Source organism: Methylobacterium oryzihabitans (assembly GCF_004004555.2).
GTDB classification, from domain to species: domain Bacteria; phylum Pseudomonadota; class Alphaproteobacteria; order Rhizobiales; family Beijerinckiaceae; genus Methylobacterium; species Methylobacterium oryzihabitans.
The window spans coordinates 1-430 of record NZ_SACP01000171.1; the positions used below are offsets into that span (position 1 = coordinate 1).

The 430-nt window shown below is 64.9% G+C and carries 1 protein-coding gene; it reads right to left on the minus strand.

Annotated elements, in window-relative coordinates:
• The coding region (locus EOE48_RS28905) for an FAD-dependent oxidoreductase (protein ID WP_187371603.1) at positions 1–430 on the minus strand (430 nt) is incomplete at both ends.

A 430-nucleotide genomic window follows, 5' to 3' on the forward strand; every position in this document is an offset into this window, starting at 1 on the left:
AGGCGGGCGTTGTCCCCGGAAAGGTTGATCACCACGTTGGCGCCGCCCTTGAGCGCTGGCTCGATCCACAGCATGACGAGGCCGGCGTTGCTGAAGATTTCGCCCGACATGCGCGCGCGGCTTTCCCACACAGGCTTCTTGAACTTGAGCATCAGCTGGTCGCGCCAGCCATAGTTGGTGCCTCTGAGCGCTGCCACGTGCTGGGTGTCCAGGCCCGGGGTCATCTGGATCTTGGCCAGGGCACGCAGCGGCACGGCCATGACCAGGTAATCCGCCTGGTAGCCAACGCTACCGACTTTTACCGTTACGCCATCCTTGTCCTGGACGATGGCGGTGACCGGCGAGCTGGTCTTGATGGTCTTCAGCTGCTTGACGAAGGCCTGGGCCAGCACCGGGCTGCCACCGGGCAGGCGCGCGGCACGCAGGTCAC